At 55.2% G+C, this 14,517-nt stretch carries 14 protein-coding genes; 9 read left to right on the top strand and 5 right to left on the bottom strand.

Annotated elements, in window-relative coordinates:
- From KUC_RS20000 to KUC_RS07625, 7 genes are all read left to right on the top strand, one after another.
- Positions 1 to 679 (top strand): FecCD family ABC transporter permease (locus KUC_RS20000; protein WP_244264760.1); only part of this gene is annotated, 679 nt, incomplete at its 5' end.
- Entirely contained in the window at positions 673 to 1,434 is a 762-nt protein-coding gene (locus tag KUC_RS07650) for an ATP-binding cassette domain-containing protein (protein WP_007112590.1), read from the top strand. The genes KUC_RS20000 and KUC_RS07650, both read left to right, overlap by 7 nt.
- Before the next feature lie 121 nt (positions 1,435 to 1,555).
- A complete protein-coding gene (locus KUC_RS07645; RefSeq protein WP_040479866.1) occupies positions 1,556 to 1,972 on the top strand; it encodes a YbaN family protein in 417 nt (138 codons plus the stop codon).
- Between the two features lie 225 nt (positions 1,973 to 2,197).
- Positions 2,198 to 3,037, top strand: a complete 840-nt coding sequence (locus tag KUC_RS19570) for an SH3 domain-containing protein (RefSeq protein ID WP_141243410.1) — start codon at positions 2,198 to 2,200, stop codon at positions 3,035 to 3,037.
- Positions 3,038 to 3,068: 31 nt separating this feature from the next.
- Positions 3,069 to 3,737, top strand: a complete 669-nt coding sequence (locus KUC_RS07635; RefSeq protein ID WP_007112587.1) for a hypothetical protein — start codon at positions 3,069 to 3,071, stop codon at positions 3,735 to 3,737.
- 146 nt (positions 3,738 to 3,883) lie between these two features.
- A complete protein-coding gene (locus KUC_RS07630; RefSeq protein WP_007112586.1) occupies positions 3,884 to 4,453 on the top strand; it encodes a hypothetical protein in 570 nt (189 codons plus the stop codon).
- Complete coding sequence (locus KUC_RS07625; RefSeq protein WP_007112585.1) at positions 4,450 to 5,532, top strand: hypothetical protein; 1,083 nt, start codon at positions 4,450 to 4,452, stop codon at positions 5,530 to 5,532. Before KUC_RS07630 ends, KUC_RS07625 begins: the two co-directional genes overlap by 4 nt.
- Positions 5,533 to 5,563: 31 nt before the next feature.
- On the opposite strand, the gene KUC_RS07620 is transcribed toward KUC_RS07625, so the two are convergent.
- Entirely contained in the window at positions 5,564 to 6,070 is a 507-nt protein-coding gene (locus KUC_RS07620; RefSeq protein WP_244264759.1) for an Lrp/AsnC family transcriptional regulator, read from the bottom strand.
- 226 nt (positions 6,071 to 6,296) lie between these two features.
- Here KUC_RS07620 and KUC_RS07615 point away from each other — a divergent pair, with 226 nt between their 5' ends.
- Together KUC_RS07615 and mgtE are read left to right on the top strand one after the other, a co-directional pair.
- Positions 6,297 to 7,313 carry a 1-aminocyclopropane-1-carboxylate deaminase gene (locus KUC_RS07615; RefSeq protein ID WP_007112583.1) on the top strand — a complete coding sequence of 339 codons (1,017 nt, stop codon included), beginning with the start codon at positions 6,297 to 6,299 and terminating at the stop codon, positions 7,311 to 7,313.
- Between the two features lie 256 nt (positions 7,314 to 7,569).
- Positions 7,570 to 8,925, top strand: coding sequence for a magnesium transporter (mgtE, locus tag KUC_RS07610; protein WP_040479858.1), 1,356 nt, complete (start codon positions 7,570 to 7,572; stop codon positions 8,923 to 8,925).
- 56 nt (positions 8,926 to 8,981) lie between these two features.
- On the opposite strand, the gene KUC_RS07605 is transcribed toward mgtE, so the two are convergent.
- The 4 genes from KUC_RS07605 to iolD form a co-directional block, all read right to left on the bottom strand.
- A complete protein-coding gene (locus KUC_RS07605; protein WP_007112581.1) occupies positions 8,982 to 10,103 on the bottom strand; it encodes a Gfo/Idh/MocA family protein in 1,122 nt (373 codons plus the stop codon).
- A gap of 77 nt (positions 10,104 to 10,180) precedes the next feature.
- Entirely contained in the window at positions 10,181 to 11,683 is a 1,503-nt protein-coding gene (locus KUC_RS07600) for a CoA-acylating methylmalonate-semialdehyde dehydrogenase (RefSeq protein WP_007112580.1), read from the bottom strand.
- 36 nt (positions 11,684 to 11,719) lie between these two features.
- Positions 11,720 to 12,622 (bottom strand): myo-inosose-2 dehydratase, encoded by a 903-nt coding sequence (iolE, locus tag KUC_RS07595; RefSeq protein WP_007112579.1) that lies wholly within the window; start codon positions 12,620 to 12,622, stop codon positions 11,720 to 11,722.
- A gap of 31 nt (positions 12,623 to 12,653) precedes the next feature.
- Positions 12,654 to 14,516 carry a 3D-(3,5/4)-trihydroxycyclohexane-1,2-dione acylhydrolase (decyclizing) gene (gene iolD / locus KUC_RS07590; RefSeq protein WP_007112578.1) on the bottom strand — a complete coding sequence of 621 codons (1,863 nt, stop codon included), beginning with the start codon at positions 14,514 to 14,516 and terminating at the stop codon, positions 12,654 to 12,656.
- Position 14,517 lies beyond the last annotated feature (1 nt).

The following is a 14,517-nucleotide window of genomic DNA, read 5'->3' as shown; positions in this document are numbered from 1 at the left end:
CGGCGGCGCGGGCAGCCTCTACGGCCAGTTTGCGGCGGGTTTTCTGGGCGCTTTATGCGTCTGTTTGATGGTATTTGGCCTCGCCAAGCGCCAGGGCGGCGGCAGTGCCGCGGTGATGACGCTACTGCTGGCTGGCCTGGCCATCAATACCCTGGCTGGGGCAGGCGGCGGGGTTTTAGCCTTTATCGCCAGCGATGAACAGCTGCGCCAGCTTAGTTTATGGGGCATGGGCACGCTGACGAATGCCCTGTGGCGCACCACGGCGTTCGCTCTGGTACTGATTGCCGTCGCCCTATGGCTGTTAATGCGCAGCGCCAGTGAACTCGACCTGCTCCAGCTAGGCGAAGCGACCGCCCACGCGGCGGGGTTGGATGCGAGCCGCCTAAAACGCCGGGTGGTGGTGGCGACCTCGCTGGGCGTAGGTCTGTGTGTGGCACTCACCGGGGTGATTGGTTTTCTAGGCCTGCTAGTCCCCCACTGCCTAAGGCTCTGGTTGGGCCCCGGCCACCGACTGCTGCTACCCGCTTCGATGTTAGGCGGCGCGCTGCTGCTGGTCGTGGCCGATACGCTTGCGCGCACCTTTGCAGCCCCAGCGGAAATCCCTGTCGGGCTACTCACCAGCCTGCTGGGCGGGCCCTACTTCCTGTACCTACTGATGCGCAGGAACCGAGCATGCTAACCCTTCATCAAGCGGGTTTAACCACCACACCCACCATCGCGCCCCTTGACGGCACCCTTCGCCCCGGCGAGCTGCTGGCCATTGTCGGCCCCAACGGCGCAGGCAAGAGTACGCTGCTTAGCATGCTGTCGGGGTTTCGCCCTGCCGAACAGGGCGAGCTACGCTTAGATGGAAAAGCCCTAAATGAGTGGCCCATCGCCGAGCTTGCCAACCGCCGCGCGCTAGTCGCCCAGCAGGAGCTGCCCGGCTTTGACTGGCAAACCGACGAGCTATTAAGCCTAGGCAGTAACCCGGCTAAATCACTGGTAGCGGCGCTGCTGGACGACCTGGACCTCACCCACCTCGCCAAACGTAGCGTACTCTCGCTCTCCGGCGGCGAGCGCCAACGGGTGATGATCGCCCGCGGCGCCTGCCAGCTTCTCTCAAGAAGTTCTCCTACCGCCAAGGATGGCGGTCTTCTATTACTGGATGAGCCCACCAGCGCTCTGGATATCGGCCAGCAACAGCGCCTAATGCGCCAGCTACGCGCCTGGGCCACGCAGCACCGCATGGCGGTGGTCTGCGTACTCCACGACCTTAACCTGGCGAGCACCTACGCCGACCGGGTATGGCTGCTGCATCAAGGCAAGCGTATTGACCATGGCCTACCCCAGCAAGTGCTTAACCCCGCGACCATCGCCAGCGTTTACGCGGCCGAGCTGCTGCATATACAGGGTGCTCGCCATGGCAAGCCCCTGCTAGCACTAGCGCCTTAAGACAGCTAGCAGTAACCATCAAGCACTATCCTGTTGAGTGGTAAAGCCATAATATAAGTCCATACTTATTCGCACATAACAGGCCATTGATGCGCCACCGCGTGCCAATTTGGGAGCAACAATGAGATTGATCCGCCTCATGTGGGTGGTGCTGGCAGGGGTGAATTTTAGCATCGGTGTACTGGGTATTTTTCTGCCCCTGCTACCTACCACCGTGTTTATGCTGATGGCGGTTTACTGCGCTTCCAAAGGCTCGCCCCGCTTTGAGACCTGGATTCGCTCCCGCCACTATGTCGGCCCGCTGTTGGTTACCTGGGAGCAAGAGCGCGCTATCCCCCGCCGAGCCAAGCTCGCGGCCGTTAGCATGATCGCGTTGAGTGCGCTGATTACCGCTTGGTCACTCGGCCCCGGCTGGCAACGCTGGTTGATGGTTGTGCTACTTATGCTGATTGCCCTGTGGCTAGTCACCCGGCCAGAGCCTTCGTCTTCGCTTATCTCTAACAGCTCGCGCGCCAATGATAAAAGCTCATGTGAATAAGGTTTTCTGGCGGAACTCATCAATAGAGGTCGGCGTGCCCTTTCTTTAACAACATCACTTAATTCTATTGGTTCATTTATTGATGAGCCCATATTTCAGTGCTAAATTGAAATAAAAATTAACACAAAATTACACCAAGCTTCTTAGTGAGCAATGATTCAGTAAAACGCTGATTCATATCACTTGGCCGAGATACGGCCAAGAATCCCAGAGGGGAGAATGGCTGTGGCTCCTATGTGTAAGGTAGTGCTGTGGATGATAAGCGGTTATTTCTTCCTGACCACAGTACTAATAGCGTCTGCCGCCCCTGTATTGGTTCAAGGAGAAGAAGTAGGACAGGGCGTACTCCGTGTACGTAGTGGCGAATGCTTTGCCATCGTACCCGAACATGTTATCGGTTTCGGCTTGGGGCTCAGTGTAATGTCAACGGGACGTGTCTGGGCATCGGCTTCACTTGAGAGCACCTTCGGAGACGACATCGCTGTGATACGTGTGGCGTCGCAAGACAAGATCACCTGCGGGATGGGCTGGCCGGTAATAGATAATCTCAATGCCACCCTAGCCGAAGCGGTAGCCAGTAACCGCCAGGGCACTATCCTTCGAGTACGTGAGACAGGCGGTATAGTTTCTTACCCGGTGCGCTTCACAGGTATGGATGATCGTTATGTAGAGGTTAGGGCGATTGATCCAGTGGACGAAGCCTTCAAGGGTGTCAGCGGTTCGCAATTGCTATTGGATGGCTCGCCAGTAGGAATGGTACTTACAACTGGTGACGGCTCAGTCAATGCCTATCGACATGATGCGCTAAGCCATCTTGTCGCACGCTTCTTTCAAACTTCCGGCCCAACCCAGCTTCCACCATCCAGCCTACCCGTGGAGCCCCATGATGGTTTAGCTATTGTCACGGAACGCACCGCTATTCGCGAGGAGCCCAGTCAGTGGTCCGAGGTAGTACGTTGGTTGAGCGTGGGTCAAAGTGTTGAGGTAACAGGTAAAGTGGCAGGGTTACCCTGGTGGCAAACCCGAGAAGGCTACTTACGAGTGCGCAGTACCACCATGCGCTGACAACAACAGTAAACCTGCGTGAGAGGCTCTTATGAAACATGTTCGTGCTTGCTGGATGGGGTTGTTGCTGGCATTCGCCAGTTTTCCGCTGATGGCGTTAGATCTTGCCAGCCTTGAGGCAGCTCAAGAACGAGCCGGAATTATAGACCGAGTGCGTAACTTGCTTGCCGACGATAGTGCCTCAGTCCGCATGGCAGTATTCGAGGAAGTTATGAAAGGAAGCGATCCACTACTGCGCAACATGGCCATGGAAACTGCCATGCTTAGCGATGACGAGCGACTCCAAACCGCAGGTCTCCGTCAGTTAATTAATAGTCGAGACTTTATAGTAGTAGAAATCGTAGAACCAACTCAGGCCAGCCAAGCCCAAGCCTATACTTACAGCTTATGGCGTGAGCTCACACTTACTGAATTGAAAATTGACACTACTAACGACCAGATTACAGGGAAGTTTCGTGCAGCGGCGGTTCGTAATAACGACTTCGTGGGGCAGCTAGATCGTGGTGGCTTACGACTTGAATTGAAATCTTACAGGGATGGTCGAGGAAACTATCACTACACCTGCGGCTTGGCATTTAATGAGCTTTCGGGTACTGAACTGGCTGGCATGCTGAGTTGCTTTATAGGTAGCCTGCAAAGTGGTGAAGACAAAGCCAACGGAAACAGTGCCAGCTTGCCAGCACGGATCCGTTTATCATGAATGCGCGGTGGGGCCTCGCGGCAAGCCTGCTGCTCAGTAGCTTGGCCTGCGCCCAATCACTCCCAGAACGGGAGATAACTGCCCGTATGGTGGACGAAGGCTTCTCTTCCACTGTGCCAGTTTCGGGGAGACCCCTCGCGGGTGCTATGTTTGAGCAACGCGGCAAACCCAGTGGCAAGGAGCTTTATGTATGGGTACCACACGGCATTGAAACCGAAGGCACTGAGCTATGTCTGTCGCTATTGGCAAGAGATGGGCGTTATACAGGTCTGTTAAGAGCCCCCTTAGAAGTATCGGAAGCCCCGTCTCTGCTACGAGTAATGTTCGAGAGCCGTGAGCCTGCGTTCTATGCTGAAGATCGTTCGAACGTTCTAACGGCTCTAGCCGAAGTAAAGCGCAGCTGTGATCCTGGGCAACCAACTCAGTATATCTTGCCCGTTTCTTGGGAGCGCCCAGAAGAAGCAAAACGATTGGCCGTCATGATCAACAGTAGTCGTATGCAAACTTTTCTTGTCATTCCTTATGAAAATACTCCACCGCAAGCTATTGAATGTGATGTCATACCTGAACCTCAACGTATTGCCTTTGACCGACAATGCCTCGTTGATATTGCTGCGCTTCGAAATCACGGTGTACCGCTCTTCGATCAAACGGAGTTAGTTCGACTCCAGGGACCCAATCGCGCCCCGCCAATCCCCTTTCCGTTAGCGCCATGAAAAGCCTGCTTAATTGGTTCGCTAAACTTAACCTTATAGGTAGAGGCAATAAGAAAAAGGAGCAAAGAGCATGTGATAAGCCAATTCGGTGGCACCCAGCCGTTGTCTTGATTCTTTCTTTAGTGCTGCTGCTTTTTGTGGTCTATGTGCTAGTTGAGATACTACGCAAACCTAGCACCTTTCATATTGTCGCAGATACCGAAGTCCTAGATATGGTCACGACAGGCGTGAGTGCTACCCGTTGGTATGCTCAACAGGTAGACGCTACTCTAGGGGAGGCAGATCCATTAAATGATAGCTTGATAGACTCCTTTGCCTTCAGCGGCCTTATAGAGATTGGCCCTAGGTCAAATGTACGTATGGTTCGCTACGGTAGCGGATCAATGCACATAACACTGCAAACGTATGAATCGAACGAGTCAACACCCTTAAGAGAGTCGTTAAGTATTCAGGATGACGCTCTCCAGAGGACAGAATCAGTTGGAGCCGATAATCAGTCATCCCGTGCCATTCCAGTCATCACCCTGGAAAATCAAGTAACTGAAAAAGTTACTTGGCACTGGGGAGATTCCGCCTCACTCCGTGTCCATATAGGCGATCTTCCCTTCAGTGGTAGCTTATTAGCAGTTGGTGCTATTGGTAGCGAGACATATGCGGCTTCTTCAGGAGAGCCGCCCCCCGTACTTCGGGCTGGAAGTGTGGTTGTGATGGAAAAAAGACTACTCTCGGAACTACGCTATCCCGTAATGGAACTGGATCTTCAGCTTGGTGATGAGGTATGGGTAACCGATGCCACTGGCAAGTCAGCCGATACGGCTTGTGTATTTTCGGCAACCGAGCAAGAGGCGACGGGGATTAAAGTGGCTTGCCATGCAACTGGTAAAACACTAAACGTTAGCCGATTTGGTGGCTACCTCCTGAAAATGGAGCCAGGCCCGTGGGATATTATTCTCGCTGAACCTACGCTTCAAATCATGATACCGCTGCTTTTCTCTTTGATTTATCTGCTGCTTCGATGGCTCTTTAAATTGACGTTTCCTGGTCGCAGTCTCCGTTTATCTGCATCGCCAGAAGAGTAGCAGGAAGCAACCAAGGGCAGAAAGCCAACTTTTAAACCACCACCTTATGAGTCGAGACCACCTGGCGCAGCCCCATAAACGAGCGAATCTGACGCACGCCGGGCAGGTATAGCAACTGTTCGGCGTGTAGTCTGTTGAAGCTTTGGCTGTCCCGGGTGCGCACCAGCATAAAGTAGTCGAACTCTCCCGTGACCACGTGGCACTCCATACAGCCGGATACTTTCTGGGCGGCCTCTTCAAAGGCGGCGAAGGACTCCGGCGTCGAGCGATCCAGCACCACGCCAATCAATACCACCATGCCCGCCTGCAGCTGTTCCGGGTCTAAATGCGCCACCACCCGGCTGATCACCCCGTCTCGTTTAAGCTTCTCAACTCTTCGCAAACAGGCCGCTGGACTCAAGTTCACCTGCTCAGCCAGCGCCACATTGGAGAGTGTAGCGTCGTCCTGAAGCAGTTTGAGAATACGCCGGTCTGTACGATCTAGCTCCGCCCACTGGTCATCAGGCTCAGCGCCCGTTCGCATCGTTCTTGAACGCACTATTATTTACCTCAATCAATTTTAAACACTATTTAAAAACAGAATTTATCTTTTATAGCACTTTTTATTGCTTATAAGCAGGAAACTTTGCAACACAAAAATATCGGCGAGCACTTACTATTAATAGCAGAGAGCACGCCAACTGTTCACACAGACGTTTCACACACACCTTAGCCAAGCGACTTTCCGATATCGCACCCAATGCTTTATAAAGCTGGAGCCTGCTATGAACCTAGAACGCTTCCCGCGTTACCCACTCACCTTTGGCCCCTCTCCTATCACGCCGCTCAAACGCTTGAGTGAACATCTGGGGGGAGCAGTGGAGCTCTACGCCAAGCGCGAAGACTGCAACAGCGGCCTAGCCTTTGGCGGCAATAAGACCCGCAAACTGGAATACTTGATTCCCGAAGCGTTGGAACAGGGCTGCGATACGCTGGTATCAATTGGCGGCATTCAGTCCAACCAGACCCGCCAGGTTGCCGCCGTTGCCGCTCATTTGGGTATGCAGTGCGTGCTGGTACAGGAGAACTGGGTGAACTACTCCGATGCGGTGTATGACCGAGTAGGTAATATTGAGATGTCGCGCATCATGGGTGCCGATGTGCGCTTGGATGAGGCGGGATTTGATATCGGCATTCGCCCCAGCTGGGAGCAGGCCATGGATGATGTTCGCCAGCGCGGCGGTAAGCCCTTCCCGATTCCCGCGGGTTGTTCTGAACACCCCTACGGCGGCTTAGGTTTTGTGGGCTTTGCCGAAGAGGTGCGCCAGCAAGAGAAAGAGTTAGGCTTCACGTTTGACTATATAGTGGTGTGCTCGGTCACCGGCAGTACCCAGGCGGGCATGGTGGTGGGCTTTGCCGCCGATGGCCGCGCCCAGCGAGTGATCGGCATCGACGCTTCCGCCAAGCCGGAGCAAACCCGCGAGCAGATCCTACGCATTGCGCGCAATACGGCCGAGCTGGTGGAGCTGGAAGGCGGTATCGCCGATGACGATGTGATTTTGGATACCCGCTATGGCGGCCCAGAATACGGCCTGCCCAATGAAGGCACGCTGGAAGCTATTCGCCTGTGCGCCCGCCTGGAAGGCGTACTCACCGACCCGGTTTACGAAGGCAAATCCATGCACGGCATGATCGATAGGGTGCGCAACGGTGATTTCCCCGCGGGCTCTAAAGTACTTTACGCCCACCTGGGCGGCGTACCTGCGCTAAATGCCTACAGCTTTCTGTTTCGTAATGGTTAAGCCAACCCCGTAACTTTGCCAGTGCCGCCTGCGCGAAAAACCTCGGCCAGGCGGCCCCCCTCCCACAAGCACTTCCTGCACTGAAAACAGCCACCCACAACCTGCCAACCTCTCTCCATTCCTGTTAATGAATCCAATGCTTTCACTGATAGCCTGCATGGCTTTCAACTAAGCCTGTCGATAGAATCTAAGGCGAGCCATCAAAAACGCTTTCAAGCAATTGGATTGAAAAACAATTTCCCAGAGGATGGACACTATGCGCGATGATGAAAAATATACCAATAACGAAGAGCTGCTGCTCTACCTTCAAAAGCTTTTGGATACCCCCGACACAGCAGCTCTACAAGAGTTTTTCTCTGAACTCGATATTTTAGACATCGCGCGAACACTTGAATCCTTTCCGGCCAAAACACGCGATTTCCTTTGGGAATATGTGCCTGACGAGTTAATCGGCGAGGTGCTCGCCGAAGTTGACGAAGATATCCGTGCCGACTACATCGAAGACCTGTCTGCCAGCGATGTGGAGCAGATTGTCAGAGGCCTGGATGCCCAGGAAGTGGCTGAAGTATTGGATGTTGCTGACGAGGCCATCAAAACCAGCGTTTACGCCAGCTTAGACCAAGAAATACGCGCCCAGGTCGAAAATCTTCATGCCTATGAAGATGACGTGGTGGGACGTTACATGGATCCCGAAACGGTCAATGTAAAACAAGGCGTCTCGTTAGAGGCCGTGCAACGCTATATCCGCATCCATCGCCTGCTCGACGATGAGTCGCAGCAGATCATGATTACTGATAAGGATAAACGCTTACTCGGCACCTTGACCCTGATTGATTTAATCAAACAGCCACAAGACGCAGTGGTTGATGCTTATATGGCTGATTTTTTTACCCTAAATGATCAAATGAAAGTCAGTGATGCCGCAGCTGTACTGCGTTCTAAAGAGCTTCACTTTGTGCCAGTATGCGATAGCGATGGGATATTGGTAGGGCAGCTAAACTCCGCCGACGTATTAGAAATCACCCAAGAAGACGCTGATATGACGTTAAAACATATGTCAGGCGTCAGTAACGAGGAGGAAGTATTTACTCCGATTACCCGCAGTGCGAAAAGCCGCGGCATTTGGCTAGGTATCAACCTATTAACGGCTTTTTTAGCGGCCTTCGTTATTGGTCAATTCGAAGCGGTATTGGATAAAATTGTTGCGCTGGCGATATTGATGCCGGTGGTTGCAAGCATGGGGGGTATTGCAGGCAGTCAAACCCTCACCGTCGTCATACGCGGTTTAGCGCTGGGCCAGCTTGCGGGTAACAATATAAAATGGCTTTATAACAAAGAGATGTGGGTAGGCATGAGCAACGGCCTGGTGTGGGCGTTAGTGGTCGGCTTAATTGCACATATGTGGTTTGGCGACCCCATGATTACGCTGGTGATCACACTGGCCATCTTTATCAATATGAGTCTCGCCAACGTAGCAGGAGTGCTGATTCCAATGGCATTGAAAAAGCTGCAGATTGATCCCGCTATATCTGGCGCAGTGATTTTAACCACTGTTACCGATGTGGTCGGCTTTTTATCATTCTTGGGCCTCGCGACACTCATAATACTTTAACTTTGCCTGCCTGGGACTTTGTAGAAAGGCCCAAGCGCTTATTGTAGTAGCAACTACTATACCATCACCCACTGTCGGGCCTGATCGGACGTTTCGATGGCATCAATCAGCCGGTTTACTCGCGCAGCTTCGCGAAAATCGGGGTAGAGGGGGCGATTGTTGATGATGCCTTCTACAAGATCACGCACTTCGATAATTTTCTGATCGTTATAGCCCAATCCATGCCCCGGCGCGGGGCTGAAAGCGGCATAGTCGGGGTGTTCGGGGCCCGTAAACAAAGTGGTAAAGCCGCGCCTCCCTGGGGCATCACCATGGCGATATAGCTGCAGCTCGCTCATGCGCTCTTGATCAAACACAATAGCGCCTTTTGTGCCCGTTAGCGTATAGGCCAACCCCATTTTGCGCCCAGCGGCTACCCGAGACGTCTCGATATTACCGATTAATCCCTGGTCAAAACGCAGCATGACCTGGGCCTGGTCGTCGTTTTCCACTGCGGCCATACCGCTGCCGTCAGCCTTCGGTCGCTTGGCGATGACGGTCTGTAGCTGGCCGCATACCTCGGTAATACGCTGCCCGGTTAAAAACTCGGCCATATTGAGAATATGCGACCCCACATCGCCTAGCGCGCCAGCACCCGCTGTTGCCCGCTGTGTATGCCAGTCGTGAGGCTTTTGCGGGTCGAGCAGGTAATCCTCGTTGTGGCGTCCACGAAAGTGAGTCAATTCACCGATTTCACCGCTGGCGACAATTTGGCGGGCCAATTGGGTGGCGGAATTGCGAATATAGTTAAAGCCCACCAGGGTTTTGACGCCCGCTTTTTCTGCCGCAGCGACCATCTCGTCGGCATCGGCGCTACTTAGCGCCAGCGGCTTTTCAGCGTAAACATGCTTGCCCGCGGCAATGGCGGCCAGCGCCATCTCTTTATGCAGAAAATTGGGCGCGCAGATATCCACCACATCCACGTCACTGTCTGTCACCAGGACTCGCCAGTCATTGGTGGCGCGGGAAAAGCCCCAGGCACGCGCGCGGCTTTCTGCGGTGGCGAGGTCGACATCTGCCAAGAGTTCGCACACCGGTTTAGCGGGCAGTTCAAAAACGCTGGACGCTGCATTAAAGGCGATAGCATGAGCTTTACCCATAAAGCCGGTGCCGATTAAGCCAATCTTGAGGGTTTTCATTATGATTATCCCTGTTGCAAAACAATGACGCCGGGCGAGGCCCGGCGTCATTGTTTAGTGAGCCACTATCAGGCTGTTTACATCGTCGGCATAGTGAAGTGGTTGGTCTCTTCACGAATGCCGCTGGGCCAGCGTTGGGTGATGGTTTTCATGCGGGTGTAGAAGCGCACGCCATCCGGGCCGTGCATATGCAGCGGGCCAAACAACGAGCGCTTCCAGCCGCCGAAGCTGTGGAACGCCATGGGCACCGGAATCGGCACATTAACACCCACCATACCGACCTGGATCTGCTCGCAGTACTGACGCGCAGCGTCGCCATCCCGGGTAAAGATCGCCGTGCCGTTACCGTACTCGTGGGCATTAATCATGCTGACCGCTTCGTCAAAGCTCTCCACGCGGGCAATCGCCAACACCGGGCCAAAGATCTCCTCGGAGTGAATGAGCATCTTAGGCGTCACATGGTCAAACAAGCTGCCACCAATAAAGTAGCCATCACCTGCGCCGTCTATGCTTGTCTGACGGCCATCCACCACCAGCTCGGCGCCTTCATCAACACCGGTTTGGATATAACCCGCCACTTTATCGCGATGCTCCCGGGTGATCAGCGGGCCCATATCGTTATCAGGGCCATCGACCAGACCAGGCCCGACCGTCAATTTCTCCAGCTCAGCCACCAGTTTTTCACGCAGGCGGTTGGCGGTCTCTTCGCCCACCGGCACCGCGACAGAAATCGCCATGCAGCGTTCCCCTGCCGAGCCATAGGCTGCGCCCATCAGGGCACCGACAGCCTGATCCAGATCCGCGTCAGGCATAATCACCATATGGTTTTTGGCGCCGCCCAGCGCCTGAACGCGTTTGCCATGTTTTGATGCCGTGGCGTAGATATACTCGGCAATCGGGGTGGAACCCACAAAGCTCACCGCCTGGACACGCTCATCGGTGAGCAGTACATCCACGGCTTCTTTATCGCCGTTGACGACGTTGAAAACGCCATCCGGCAGGCCCGCTTCGCTTAACAACTCGGCCAAGCGCAGCGGCGTAGAGGGGTCTTTTTCAGACGGTTTCATCACGAAGGTGTTGCCACAGGCCAGGGCGATGGGGAACATCCACATGGGCACCATGGCGGGGAAGTTGAACGGTGAGATACCCGCGCACACGCCCAGCGGCTGCATCATCGAGTAGCTATCCACGCCGGTACCAACGTTCATGGAGTGCTCGCCTTTCTGCAAGTGGGGAATGCCGCAGGCGAACTCGACCACTTCCAGACCGCGGGTCACTTCGCCTTTGGCGTCTGAAAATACCTTGCCGTGTTCACTGGAGATCAGTCGCGCCAACTCATCGGTGTGCGCCTCGACCAGCTCCTTGAATTTAAACAGAATTCGAGCGCGCTTTAGCGGTGAGGTTTTTGACCAGTCGGCAAAAGCCTCATCGGCGATGCGCACTGCGTCACGGGTCTCGTCGGCACTGGCTAGCGCCACCTGGGCGCTCTGCTCGCCGGTGGCCGGATTATAGACTGGCGAAGTGCGTTGGCTCTGACCTGCGATATGCTGGCCATTGAGATAGTGGGATAGCGTCTTCATAACGACTCCTGATAAAAATGCGTCACGGGTACTGTTTTAGTCGGCAATGTCAAAACCCGCCTGCTCGGCCAGTTGACGTAAGTTGCGGTAGCCCAGACGGGCATAAGTCAGCGGGTGGGCGACTTCCGGGTCTTGCTCGGCTTCCACCACCAACCAGCCTTGATAGCCCTGTTCGCACAGGTGGGTTAAGGCAGGCAGAAACTCCACATCGCCATCTCCCGGCACGGTAAACAGGCCGTCCAGCACGCCGTTTAAAAAGCTTTTATCCCGGTTCCGCACTGCATCCAGCACCGGAAAACGCAGGTCTTTGCAGTGCACATGATGGATGCGCCCGCTGTAGCGTTTGGCAATGGCGAGCGGGTCACCGCCCGCACCACGCAGATGACCAAAATCGAGCAGCAACCCCACACCTTCGCCTGTGTTGTCCATTAAGCGCTCAACATCCGATTGGCTCTCGATCACCGTGCCCAAATGGTGGTGATACACCAGTTGAATGCCCTGGGATTTGAGGTAGTCGCCAACCACGTCCAAGCCTTTGAGCAAGCGTTGCCATTCGTCCTCGGCAAGATGCGGACGCTGGGAGAGCGGGCGCTCCTGATCGCCGTGTACACAGTGAGTGACTTCACACAGCACCATCACCTTGGCGCCACACTGCTTGAGCAGGTTCATATGGTCTTGAATGGCTTCAATCTCTTCTTCTGGGCTGCGCTCTAACAGACGTGCGGAGTACCAGCCCGAAACAAGCGCCAAATCGTGAGCGCTAAGCACCTGATTCAAGGCGTCCGGCGTGCGGGGAAATTTATTACCCAGTTCAAAGCCGCTAAAGCCCGCTTCGCGCCCCTCTTTCAAACAGATTTCCAGCGGTGTTGCGCCGCCCAGGCTGGGCAAATCATCGTTCGTCCAAGTGAGCGGGTTGATGCCTAAAGTGACCGTTGGCATAACGTATTCCTTGTGTTTATGTTTGTTGGTATTAATGGCGTTGGCGCTGTTTGGCTTCGCGGTACCCTTGATAGGCGTTATTGACCGCCTCACGCTCGGAGACCTCGGGTACGGCCACATCCCACCAAGTGCCGCCTTCCTGGGTACTGGGTAACGGGTCGGTATCCAGAGCAATCACATAGGTCGAAGTGGCGCTACGAGCGCGCACCAGCGCCTGCTCCAGCTCGGCAATACCGCTCACCGATTCAGACTCACAGCCCAGTGATTTGGCGTGGGCGGCAAAATCGGTTTTAGGCGCGCCCGCCTCCACCGTGCGGCAATCTTGCAGTAGGTTGTTAAACCCCGCGCCGCCAGTGGCGTTCTGAAGGCGGTTGATACAGCCATAGCCGCGGTTATCCAGCACCACCACAATCAGCTTGTGGCCCAGCATCACCGAGGTGGCCAGCTCCGAGTTGTGCATCAGGTAGCTGCCGTCGCCGACCATCACCACCACTTCGTTGTCTGGTTTGGCCATTTTGACGCCTAGACCACCGGCAATTTCATAGCCCATGCAGGAGAAGCCATACTCCACGTGGTAGCTGCCGGGGCCCGAGCATTGCCAGAGCTTATGCAGCTCGCCGGGCAAGCCACCGGCGGCGCATACCACGGTGGTATCGCTGCCTGCTTGGCGATTAACCGCGCCGATCACCTGGGCATCGGTGGGTAGCGCCAGCCCTTGATCGGCGGTTACCCGGTGTACTATTTCGGCCCATTCGCGCTTGAGCGTTCCGGTTTGTTCGCGCCATTCATCACTGCCGCGCCATTTGCCTAGCGCTTCATCAAGTTCACCCAAGCCAATCAAGGCATCGCAGGTGAGTGGCAGCGCCTGATGCTTAACGCTGTCGAAGCGGCCAACGTTGAGGGCGATAAGTGTTTTATCGCTGCTTTCAAACAGCGCCCGGGAGCCGGTGGTAAAGTCCTGGAGGCGGGTACCCACCGCCAAAATAACATCGGCCTGCTCCGCCAACTGATTAGCGGCGGCGCTGCCGGTCACCCCAATGGCACCTACCGCGCAGGGGTGGCTATCGGCCAACGCGCCTTTGCCCGCCTGGGTTTCAGCTACCGGAATACCGCGCGCTTTAGCAAACGCTGCTAAGGCGTCGCAGGCAGCAGCGTAATGCACGCCGCCGCCGGCAATGATTAGCGGGCGTTTGGCCTGTTGGAGCGCAGCGATGGCTTGGCGAAGCTCGTAAAGATCCGGCGGCGGGCGGCGAATGCGATGTACCTTGGGGGCAAAAAAGGCTTCCGGGTAGTCGTAGGCAAAGGTCTGCACATCCTGGGGCAGCGCCAGGGTCGCCGGGCCGCAGTGTTCGGGGTCAAGCAGGGTGGCCATCGCCTGGGGCAAGCTGGTCAGCAGTTGCTCCGGGCGGTTAATACGGTCGAAGTAGCGCGATACCGGACGAAAGCAGTCGTTAACGCTAATGGTCGGGTCGCCGAAATGCTCTACCTGCTGGAGTACCGGGTCGGGGTCGCGGGTGGCAAAGGTGTCTCCCGGCAGCAGCAAGATCGGCAAACGATTGGCATGGGCCAGCGCCGCAGCGGTAACCATATTGGTCGCCCCTGGGCCAATCGAGCTGGTGGCGGCCATTAAGCGCTGACGGCCGCTGGCTTTGGCAAAGGCAATCGCCGCGTGGGCCATTGCTTGTTCGTTATGGGCACGGAAGGTCGGCAATTCGTCTTGTACGTGGTAGAGCGCTTCGCCCAACCCGGCTACGTTGCCATGACCAAAAATCGCAAACACGCCTTCAAACAGTGGCACTTCTTGACCATCCTGTTCTTGACCATCTAGCTCGATACGCTGGGCGGCAAGGTACTTGACCAGCGCCTGGGCCATGGTGAGTCGAATGGTGCTCATC

The organism is Vreelandella boliviensis LC1, assembly GCF_000236035.1.
Taxonomy (GTDB): domain Bacteria; phylum Pseudomonadota; class Gammaproteobacteria; order Pseudomonadales; family Halomonadaceae; genus Vreelandella; species Vreelandella boliviensis.
Note: the sequence above shows the minus strand (reverse complement) of the source record. Positions and strands in the feature narration are given on the sequence as shown.

Excerpts from the sequence above, each read along its gene's own strand:
- KUC_RS07650 (WP_007112590.1), top strand. The coding sequence starts at position 673 with ATGCTAACCCTTCATCAAGCGGGTTTAACCACCACACCCACCATCGCG.
- KUC_RS07645 (WP_040479866.1), top strand. The coding sequence starts at position 1,556 with ATGAGATTGATCCGCCTCATGTGGGTGGTGCTGGCAGGGGTGAATTTT.
- KUC_RS07635 (WP_007112587.1), top strand. The coding sequence starts at position 3,069 with ATGAAACATGTTCGTGCTTGCTGGATGGGGTTGTTGCTGGCATTCGCC.
- KUC_RS07630 (WP_007112586.1), top strand. The coding sequence starts at position 3,884 with ATGTTTGAGCAACGCGGCAAACCCAGTGGCAAGGAGCTTTATGTATGG.
- KUC_RS07625 (WP_007112585.1), top strand. The coding sequence starts at position 4,450 with ATGAAAAGCCTGCTTAATTGGTTCGCTAAACTTAACCTTATAGGTAGA.
- KUC_RS07615 (WP_007112583.1), top strand. The coding sequence starts at position 6,297 with ATGAACCTAGAACGCTTCCCGCGTTACCCACTCACCTTTGGCCCCTCT.
- mgtE (WP_040479858.1), top strand. The coding sequence starts at position 7,570 with ATGCGCGATGATGAAAAATATACCAATAACGAAGAGCTGCTGCTCTAC.
- KUC_RS07605 (WP_007112581.1), bottom strand. The coding sequence starts at position 10,103 with ATGAAAACCCTCAAGATTGGCTTAATCGGCACCGGCTTTATGGGTAAA.
- KUC_RS07600 (WP_007112580.1), bottom strand. The coding sequence starts at position 11,683 with ATGAAGACGCTATCCCACTATCTCAATGGCCAGCATATCGCAGGTCAG.
- iolE (WP_007112579.1), bottom strand. The coding sequence starts at position 12,622 with ATGCCAACGGTCACTTTAGGCATCAACCCGCTCACTTGGACGAACGAT.
- iolD (WP_007112578.1), bottom strand. The coding sequence starts at position 14,516 with ATGAGCACCATTCGACTCACCATGGCCCAGGCGCTGGTCAAGTACCTT.